This window comes from Streptomyces sp. NPDC048637, from assembly GCF_040650675.1.
Taxonomy (GTDB): domain Bacteria; phylum Actinomycetota; class Actinomycetes; order Streptomycetales; family Streptomycetaceae; genus Streptomyces.
Map to the genome: position 1 here is coordinate 1 of NZ_JBEZHQ010000082.1, position 8,369 is coordinate 8,369.

Below are 8,369 nucleotides of genomic sequence, written 5' to 3' on the forward strand. Positions count from 1 at the left end.
GCGAACCCGGCGAACAGCGGCGTCGCGAACATCAGCAGCATGATCGTGCCGTGCATCGTGAACGCCTGGTTGAACTGCTCGTTCGACATGAGCTGCGTGCCGGGACGGGCCAGCTCGGCGCGCATGAGCAGCGCCATCAGGCCGCCGATGCAGAAGAACGCGAACGACGTGACCAGGTACATCGTGCCGATGGTCTTGTGGTCAGTGGTCGTCAGCCACTTCACGACAGCGATGCCGGGTTGCTTCTTGCGTACGGGCGGTGCTGCCGGAGCCGTATCGGCGGCGGCACCCTGAGGTTCGTTGAGGATGCTCACTGGTTCTTGGTCTCCGCATTCCTGGCGTGATCCGTCTGCTCGATGCCCGACGGCAGGTATCCGGTCTGGCCCTTCTTCGCCAGGTCCTTCAGGTGCTCCCGGTACCGCTCAGGGGAGACGACCTTGACGTTGAAGAGCATCCGGGAGTGGTCGACACCGCAGAGCTCGGCGCACTTGCCCATGAAGGTGCCCTCCTTGTTGGGAGTCACCTCGAAGACATTGGTGTGGCCCGGGATGACGTCCTGCTTCATCAGGAACGGCACCACCCAGAAGGAGTGGATGACGTCACGAGAGGTCAGCACGAACTGGACCGTCTCGCCCTTCGGCAGCCACAGGGTCGGACCGGGGTTGCCGGTCTGCGGGTTCCGCGTGCCCGGGGTGCCCACGTCGTAGACGCCGTCCGCACCGGCCGGCGCGGTCTTCTTCCACTTGTCCGGGATCGCGTCGAGCGCGCTGGAGTCGATGGCGGAAGTCGACTTGTCGCCGTCCGTGTTCTCCAGGTAGTTGAACGCCCAGCTCCACTGGAAGCCGACCACGTTCACGACGTGGTCCGGCTTCTTGGAAGTCTTGAGGAGTGCGCTCTCATCACGTGCGGTGAAGTAGAAAAGCACCGCAATGATGATGAACGGCACGATCGTGTACAACGCCTCGATCGGCATGTTGTACCGGGTCTGCGCGGGGACCTCCACCTTGGTCCTGCTGCGGCGGTGGAAGATCACACTCCAGATGATCAGGCCCCACACCAGCACGCCCGTTGCGAGGGCGGCGGCCCAGGAGCCCTGCCAAAGAGAGAGGATCCGCGGCGCCTCGTCGGTGACGGGCGTTGGCATGCCGAGGCGGGGGAAGTCCTTATATGTGCAACCAGTCGCGGTCGCCAGGACCAGGCCCGCAGCAAGCACCTGCGGCAGCTTCCGCCGCATCGGGCGCCGCGACGAGCGGTCGGAGCCGTTGGGACTCACGTAGCGCCTTCCCGAGAGTCTCGCCCGCGAGACCGGCTGCGGCCGTCTCGCTGGTCGGTCGCCGGCCCTGGCGCGGGCAGGGGTTTGGATGTTTATGCGGACCAAACCCTACTGGACGCTATTTGGGGTCGCGCGGGGAGGGTGCCCAACGCGCCGCGTCGCACCCCTAAGGGGTGGCCGGCCCCTCCCGGAGAAGCCCTCCGGAGCCCCGATTACCCGCTTTCACCAGGCATCTGACGCCGCGCCCGGCGCCGGTCACCCCGCTCTCCCGGCCCGCGCCGGGCCGCACCCCCACCGCGGGAGGCGGGGTCGTGCGCACCCGCCCGGCCGGGCGCGGGCACCTCCCCCGGAATCAGGGGGACTACCGTCTCGTATGTGCCCTACTTCGACGCGGCATCCGCCGCCCCGCTGCATCCCGTCGCCCGTGAGGCCCTGCTCGCCTCGCTGGACGAAGGCTGGGCCGACCCGGCCCGCCTCTACCGCGAGGGGCGGCGCGGCCGGCTGCTGCTGGACGCGGCGCGGGAGGCCGCGGCCGAGGCCGTGGGCTGCCGCCCGGACGAATTGGTTTTCACCCCTTCGGGGACACAGGCGGTGCATTCCGGAGTTTTCGGTGCGCTGGCGGCCCGCCGTCGCGTCGGTCGCCGGCTGCTGCACTCCGCCGTCGAGCACTCCTCCGTCCTGCATGCCGCCGAGGTCCACACGGCGGCCGGCGGCAGCTGCGCGGAGCTGGCGGTGGACCGTACGGGCCGGGTGGCGGCCGGGGACGTCGCCGCCGCGCTGGGCCCGGACACCGCGCTGGTCTGTCTCCAGTCCGCCAACCACGAGGTGGGCACCGGGCAACCGGTCGGGGAGGTGGCCGCGCTCTGCCAGGAGGCGGGCGTGCCCCTCCTAGTGGACGCTGCGCAGTCGCTGCCCTGGGGGCCGGTGTCCGGCGCCTGGTCGCTGCTGGCGGCGAGCGCCCACAAGTGGGGCGGCCCGCCCGGTGTGGGGCTGCTCGTGGTCCGCAAGGGGACCCGGTTCGCCCCCCAGGGGCCGCGGGACGAGCGCGAGTCGGGCCGCAGCCCGGGGTTCGAGAACATCCCGGCGATCGTGGCCGCCGCGGCGTCCCTGCGCGCACTGCGGGCGGGCCCGGATTCCGCGGACGAGGCGGCGCGGCTGCGGCAGCTGGTGGACCGGATCCGGACCCGGGTGCCGGAGCTGGTGCCGGATGTGGAGGTGGTCGGCCATCCGGTGCACCGCCTCCCCCATCTCGTCACCTTCTCCTGTCTCTATGTCGACGGAGAGGCGCTGCTGCACGAGCTGGACCGTGCGGGGTTCTCGGTGTCGTCCGGATCGTCCTGTACGTCCAGCACCCTGACGCCGAGCCATGTGCTGCGCGCGATGGGCGTGCTGTCCGAGGGGAATGTGCGGGTCTCGCTGCCCTACGGCACGGACGAGGCCGACGTGGAGCGCTTCCTGGAAGTGCTGCCACAGGTGGTGCGCTCGGTGCGGGAGCGGCTGGGTGTCCCGGCGGCGGGGCGGGAGACGGTGGCGACGACGGCCGGCGGGGCGCCGGAGACGTCCTCGGCCCCGGCGGGCGAGGAGCCGGGCGGGCCCGCCGGATCCACCGAGCCGGCCGGTCTGGTCGTCGACTCGCTCGGCAAGCGCTGTCCGCTCCCGGTCATCGAGCTGGCGAAGGCGATCCACGAGGTGCCGGTCGGCGGGACGGTGACGGTGCTCGCCGACGACGAGGCCGCCCGGCAGGACATCCCCGCCTGGTGCGCCATGCGTGACCAGGAGTACGTGGGTGAGCGGCCGGCCGAGCGCGGCGCCGCCTATCTCGTGCGGCGCCGCGCCTGACCCGGCGGCTCAGACCAGGTGCTGCTGCACCTCGGCGGCGGCCTCGTGGCCGTAGGCCTTGGTGAAGCGGTCCATGAAGTGGCTGCGGTGCAGCTCGTACTCCTGGGTGCCGACGGTCTCGATGACCAGCGTCGCCAGCATGCAGCCGATCTGCGCGGCGCGCTCCAGGCCGACGCCCCAGGCCAGACCGGACAGGAAGCCGGCGCGGAAGGCGTCGCCGACGCCGGTGGGGTCGGCCTTGGCGTTCTCCTCCGGGACGCCGACCTCGATGGCCGGCTCGCCGACCCGCTCGATCCGGACGCCGTTGGAGCCGAGGGTGGTGACGCGGGTGCCGACCTTGGCGAGGATTTCCTCGTCGGTCCAGCCGGTCTTGGCCTCGATCAGGCCCTTCTCGTACTCGTTGGAGAAGAGGTAGGCCGCGTCCTCCAGGAGGGTACGGATGGCATCGCCGTCCATACGGGCGATCTGCTGGGAGAAGTCGGCACCGAACGGGATACCGCGGCTGCGGCACTCCTCGGTGTGCCGGATCATCGCCTCGGGGTCGTCCGCGCCGATCAGGACCAGATCGAGGCCGCCGACCCGCTCGGACACGTGCTGCAGCTCGATCAGCCGGGCCTCGCTCATCGCGCCGGTGTAGAACGACCCGATCTGGTTGTGGTCGGCGTCGGTGGTGCACACGAAGCGGGCGGTGTGCAGGACCTCGGAGATACGGACGGAGCGGGTGTCGACGCCATGGCGGTCGAGCCAGGCGCGGTACTCCTCGAAGTCGTTGCCGGCGGCACCGACCAGGATCGGCTCGGTGCCGAGCTGGCCCATACCGAAGCAGATGTTGGCGGCGACGCCGCCGCGGCGGACCTCTAGCTGGTCGACCAGGAACGAGAGGGAGACCGTATGCAGCTGGTCGGCGACCAGCTGATCGGCGAAGCGGCCGGGGAAGGTCATCAGGTGGTCGGTGGCGATGGAGCCGGTGACTGCGATACGCACGACGGGTCTGCTCCTGCGGAAGGCGGAGGGACGGGCGGACGTAGAGCAACGCTACCCCGCGAGGTCGCACACCACTCGGTCATCCCGGACACTTGAAACCACAGAAACTACCCAATAGTAGGCCTTTCCGCTCGATACTCAGCTGCGTACGGTGCCCCTATGACCAAGCCTGTGAAAGCCGTCACACCGCGCCTCGGCGCTTCCCCCGCCCCGCAGGACCCGGAGTCGCTCGACGAGCTGCGCGGCGACTGCGCGCGGATGGCAGGCCGCTGGAAGGCCGGCCGGCCGTCATCGCCCGAGCCGGGGCGCGCCGCCGATCTGCACGGGGTCAAGGTCCCCTCCTCCTCCGCCGCGCTCGTCGACGGAATGTCCGAGTACGGCGACTGAGCCGGCCCGCCGGCGGCCCGTGCGCGTCCGGGGGGAACCGCATACACCCCCGCTCCGTCCCATTGACGTCCACCTCATGGAGGATGGCACGTCAGATGTTCAGCGGAGCTGAAGGAGCGATGCGGTGAACACCGAGGACAGCACCGACACCACGAACCCCAAGGAGCGCAGGCGGCGCACCCAGCTGGTGGTCGCCTCGATGGCTGCCGCGGTGCTGCTGGCCGGGGGCGGCGCGGCGTACTGGGCCTCGTCGGCGTCCAGCAGCGAGGGCTCCGGCGCGGGCTCCGCGGCCAAGGGCGGCCCACCGCCACTCGCGCTCGACGGCTACTCCGGAGGCGGCTCGATCGCGGCCGGTGAGCCCAATCCGCAGGGTGCGAAGTACCGGGCGGTGAAGAAGCTCCCCGGCGGTCCGGCGTCCGCGCCGGTGTACCGCCCCAAGGGCGAGATCAGCCGGCAGTCGGTGGAACGGCTGGCGAAGGCACTGGATGTGTCCGGAAAGGTCCGCTCGGAGGGCACCAGCTGGAAGGTCGGCGGGACGCGGGATGCCCGTGGCCCCGTGCTGCAGGTGAGCAAGACCGGCTCGGGCGCGTGGACGTACTCGCCGTACGGCACCCCCGGCGGGACGAACTGTGCGCTGCCCGCCTCACCGAAGGGCGGCGAGGGCCAGGACGGGCCCGGCGGCGGTACACCGTCGAACCGCCCCGGCTGTCCGTCGTACCGCGGCGGCGGGGACGTCACGACCGAGGACGACAGCAGCGGCAAGGGCGCGGTGTCGCCGGAGAAGGCCAAGCAGGCGGTGCGGCCGGTGCTGGCGGCGCTCGGCCAGAAGAACGCCAGGCTCGATGCGGGCGGGCTGTCCGGCGCGGTCCGGGTCGTCACCGCGAACCCGGTGCTCGGCGGGCTGCCGACGTACGGCTGGCAGAGCGATCTGCAGGTCGGCTCGGACGGTCAGGTCGTCGGTGGCAGCGGCCAGTTGGCGAACCCGGTCAAGGGCGCGGAGTATCCGGTGCTGAGCGCCGACAAGACGCTGGACCGGCTGAACTCGGGCGAGGGCCGCAAGCCGGCCGGCTGCCCCTCGACCCCCGGCGGGAAGAGCGACAAGGACGGCAAGGGCGGCAAGGGTGACGGGATCGCGCCGTGCGAGCCGTCGCCGACGAAGGCGCAGCCGCCGGCCGAGGTGACCGGTGCGGTCTTCGGGCTCGCGGTGCAGTACGTGGACGGCGGCCAGGCGCTGGTGCCGTCGTGGCTGTACAAGGTGCGCCAGCCGGGCGCCGAAACCGGCCCGGACGCCACCTCGACGATCGCGCACCCGGCGGTGAACCCGAAGTACCTGGCCCACAAGGACGGCGACGACGCGTCGCAGAGCCCAGGGCAGTCGCCGCACAAGCCGTCCGGGAAGCCCGGGGCGATGGCCCTGGAGTCGTACGACGTGAGCGACGGCGGCAAGAAGCTGACCGTGCACTTCTGGGGCGGCGTGTGCAGCGTCTACTCGGTGAGCGCGGAGGAGTCGGCCACGACCGTGAAGACGAAGGTCGTCGGCAAGGACAAGAAGCCCGGCCAGGTCTGCGTGAAGATCGCCAAGGAGTTCACCAAGACCGTGACGCTGGAGAAGCCGCTGGACGGCCGGAAGGTGGTCGATGTGTCGACCGGTGAGTCGGTGCCGAAGCAGTAACGGCCCCGCGGAAGCCGCCGGGCCGGCAGTCTCCGCCGGGCCGGACCCGGCGGAGACGGATACGCGGAGACGGATGCGGAGACGGATACGCGGACACGGATACGCGGACACGGAGACAGCGAAAGCGGCGCTCCCCCACTCGGGGGGGGGCGCCGCTTTCGCGCGTACTGCCCGTGCTCCTTAGCTGAAGGAGTCGCCGCAGGCGCAGGAGCCGGTGGCGTTCGGGTTGTCGATCGTGAAGCCCTGCTTCTCGATGGTGTCGACGAAGTCGATGGAGGCACCGCCCAGGTAGGGGGCGCTCATCCGGTCGGTGACGACCTTGACACCGTCGAAGTCCTTGACGACATCGCCGTCGAGCGAGCGCTCGTCGAAGAAGAGCTGGTAGCGCAGTCCGGAGCAGCCGCCGGGCTGAACGGCCACCCGCAGCGCGAGGTCGTCCCGGCCTTCCTGCTCCAGAAGGCTCTTGACCTTCGACGCGGCCGCGTCGGACAGGATGATGCCGTCGCTGACGGTGGTCTCGTCCTGAACGCTCATCTAGATCTCTCCCGGGTTGTACGGACCGCTTGTCATCGGTTGCAACCAGCTGCAACCGGGGACGTCCCGGATTAATTCCGGCTGGGCGCAATTCGTCGAGAAGCCTTCCGGGCACAGCCGGGGGCAGCCTCTCCTGTCGTTCTCTCCTCATGCTCGCACACCGGCCGCCAGGAACAGGTGGCCGATCACACACGGCGGGGTGCTGATGCGTCACATCGACACTATGGACATCGTCAAAGTGACGTGAAGCGGCTATGATAGATAGCGTCAAATAGACGAAAAGGCACTGCAGAGAAGAGAGGGTGCGTGTTGTGACCACCGCCCAGCCCCTGGACGTCCAGCCGACCCCGCTGGCCCTGCTCCTCCTCGGCCGCGAGGCCGACCCGAAGAGCGAGCGCGGTGTGGAGTGCCCCGGCGACCTGCCGGCCCCGTCGGACCCCGACCTCGTCGAGCGCGCCCGCGCGGCCAAGGCGAAGCTCGGGGACAAGGTCTTCGTCCTCGGGCACCACTACCAGCGCGACGAGGTCATCGAGTTCGCCGATGTGACCGGCGACTCCTTCAAGCTCGCGCGGGACGCCGCCGCCCGGCCGGACGCCGAGTACATCGTCTTCTGCGGCGTGCACTTCATGGCGGAGTCGGCCGACATCCTCACCGGCGACGACCAGCAGGTCATCCTCCCCGACCTGGCCGCCGGCTGCTCGATGGCCGACATGGCCACCGCCGAGCAGGTCGCCGAGTGCTGGGACGCGCTCACCGAGGCCGGCATCGCCGAGCAGGTCGTGCCGGTCTCGTACATGAACTCCTCGGCCGACATCAAGGCCTTCACCGGCAAGCACGGCGGTACGATCTGCACCTCCTCCAACGCCAAGCGCGCGCTGGACTGGGCCTTCGAGCAGGGGGAGCCCGGTGCAACAAAGGTTCTCTTCCTGCCCGACCAGCACCTGGGCCGCAACACCGCCGTCCGCGACATGGGCCTGTCCCTGGACGACTGCGTGGTCTACAACCCGCACAAGCCGAACGGCGGGCTGACCGCCGAGGAGCTGCGGGCCGCCAAGATGATCCTGTGGCGCGGGCACTGCTCGGTGCACGGCCGGTTCTCGCTGGACTCGGTGAACGACGTGCGCGCGCGCATCCCCGGCGTGAACGTCCTGGTCCACCCCGAGTGCAAGAACGAGGTCGTGGCGGCCGCGGACTACGTCGGCTCGACGGAGTACATCATCAAGGCCCTGGAGGCCGCCCCGCGCGGCTCGAAGTGGGCCATCGGCACCGAGCTGAACCTCGTCCGCCGCCTGGCGAACCGTTTCGCCGCGGAGGACAAGGAGATCGTCTTCCTCGACAAGACGGTCTGCTTCTGCTCGACGATGAACCGGATCGACCTCCCCCACCTGGTGTGGACGCTGGAGTCGCTGGCCGCCGGCAAGGTCGTCAACCGCATCGAGGTCGACAAGGAGACGGAGAGCTTCGCGAAGCTGGCGCTTGAGCGGATGCTGGCGCTGCCGTAGGCGTACGTTTTCGGCTGTCCCGCCGTGGGGGTTGTTCGCCGATTGTTGCCCGCTGCGCGGTGCCCCCGCCGTTGCGCCTGCGGCGGGCCGGGTCCGCTGCGCGGGGCTGTCGGGGTGCGGTGACGGGCCTCCGGGGCCGGTGTGTGGGACTGCTTCGCTTTACGTCCCACACACCGGC

At 70.3% G+C, this 8,369-nt stretch carries 8 protein-coding genes; 4 read left to right on the plus strand and 4 right to left on the minus strand.

Going from position 1 to position 8,369, the window contains the following annotated elements; translation table 11 throughout:
- Both AB0C46_RS40510 and coxB read right to left on the minus strand, forming a co-directional pair.
- On the minus strand, positions 1-314 hold a 314-nt coding region (locus AB0C46_RS40510; protein ID WP_362834144.1), incomplete at its 3' end, for a cbb3-type cytochrome c oxidase subunit I.
- Entirely contained in the window at positions 311-1,273 is a 963-nt protein-coding gene (gene coxB / locus AB0C46_RS40515; RefSeq protein ID WP_362834145.1) for a cytochrome c oxidase subunit II, read from the minus strand. The genes coxB and AB0C46_RS40510, both read right to left, overlap by 4 nt.
- A gap of 375 nt (positions 1,274-1,648) precedes the next feature.
- Here coxB and AB0C46_RS40520 point away from each other — a divergent pair, with 375 nt between their 5' ends.
- Positions 1,649-3,112 (plus strand): aminotransferase class V-fold PLP-dependent enzyme, encoded by a 1,464-nt coding sequence (locus AB0C46_RS40520; RefSeq protein WP_362834146.1) that lies wholly within the window; start codon positions 1,649-1,651, stop codon positions 3,110-3,112.
- Positions 3,113-3,121: 9 nt separating this feature from the next.
- On the opposite strand, the gene AB0C46_RS40525 is transcribed toward AB0C46_RS40520, so the two are convergent.
- Entirely contained in the window at positions 3,122-4,096 is a 975-nt protein-coding gene (locus tag AB0C46_RS40525) for a carbohydrate kinase family protein (RefSeq protein ID WP_362834147.1), read from the minus strand.
- A gap of 159 nt (positions 4,097-4,255) precedes the next feature.
- On the opposite strand from AB0C46_RS40525, the gene AB0C46_RS40530 reads away from it, so the two are divergent.
- Positions 4,256-4,483: a hypothetical protein gene (locus tag AB0C46_RS40530; RefSeq protein ID WP_362834148.1), complete on the plus strand. Its 228-nt coding sequence runs from the start codon at positions 4,256-4,258 to the stop codon at positions 4,481-4,483.
- Positions 4,484-4,607: 124 nt separating this feature from the next.
- Positions 4,608-6,155: a hypothetical protein gene (locus AB0C46_RS40535; protein ID WP_362834149.1), complete on the plus strand. Its 1,548-nt coding sequence runs from the start codon at positions 4,608-4,610 to the stop codon at positions 6,153-6,155.
- A 180-nt stretch (positions 6,156-6,335) separates the two neighbouring features.
- On the opposite strand, the gene erpA is transcribed toward AB0C46_RS40535, so the two are convergent.
- Positions 6,336-6,689, minus strand: coding sequence for an iron-sulfur cluster insertion protein ErpA (gene erpA / locus AB0C46_RS40540; RefSeq protein WP_006606077.1), 354 nt, complete (start codon positions 6,687-6,689; stop codon positions 6,336-6,338).
- Positions 6,690-6,991: 302 nt separating this feature from the next.
- On the opposite strand from erpA, the gene nadA reads away from it, so the two are divergent.
- Positions 6,992-8,191, plus strand: a complete 1,200-nt coding sequence (nadA, locus tag AB0C46_RS40545) for a quinolinate synthase NadA (protein WP_362834150.1) — start codon at positions 6,992-6,994, stop codon at positions 8,189-8,191.
- Positions 8,192-8,369: the final 178 nt, after the last annotated feature.

Excerpts from the sequence above, each read along its gene's own strand:
- AB0C46_RS40530 (WP_362834148.1), top strand. The coding sequence starts at position 4,256 with ATGACCAAGCCTGTGAAAGCCGTCACACCGCGCCTCGGCGCTTCCCCC.
- erpA (WP_006606077.1), bottom strand. The coding sequence starts at position 6,689 with ATGAGCGTTCAGGACGAGACCACCGTCAGCGACGGCATCATCCTGTCC.